At 68.6% G+C, this 601-nt stretch carries 1 protein-coding gene; it reads left to right on the forward strand.

The features are described from left to right. The coding region (locus JCM25156_RS26650; RefSeq protein ID WP_242402763.1) for a YbfB/YjiJ family MFS transporter at window positions 1-454 on the forward strand (454 nt) is incomplete at its 5' end. Between the last annotated feature and the right edge of the window lie 147 nt (window positions 455-601).

Below are 601 nucleotides of genomic sequence, written 5' to 3' on the forward strand. Positions count from 1 at the left end.
TATCGAGGCGCATGCGGGGTTTTTCACCGTCTGCCTTGTCGCCATGGCCCTGCCGCTGGGTGGTGCGCTGCTGACCCTGTCGCTGCCCCCGTCACCCGCGCTGCATGACGGCAGCCATGCGGGCGTGCGCTGGAAGGATCTGATCGGGCCGATATGGGTATGGGGGCTGACGCTGGGGCTGTCCGCCATCGGGTTTGCCGCGATTTCATCCTTTCTGGTCATTTTTTATGCGGCGGAGGGCTGGCACGCGGGCGGCTGGGCGCTGGCGGCGTTTGGCGTGGGGCACATGCTTGCCCGCCTTGTGGGCAGCCGGCATGTGGACCGGCATGACGTGCGGCCCATGGTCGCGATCATCATGCTGACGGAAGCCGTGGGGCTGGCCATGATCTGGCTGGCGCCGGGGCCGGTCGGGGCGGCGATGGGCAGTTTCCTGGGGGGCTGGGATATTCGCTGACCTACCCGCTGCTGGCCATGCCGGTGCTGCGGCAGGTGCCCGCGCGGTATTCGGGCTCCGCGATCGGGCTGTTCGATGTGTTCTTTGACATCGCGGCAGGTTCGGGCGCCGTGTTTTCGGGCCTGCTGGCCGGGGTGGCCGGGCCGC

The sequence above is a fragment of the Komagataeibacter kakiaceti JCM 25156 genome, assembly GCF_000613305.1.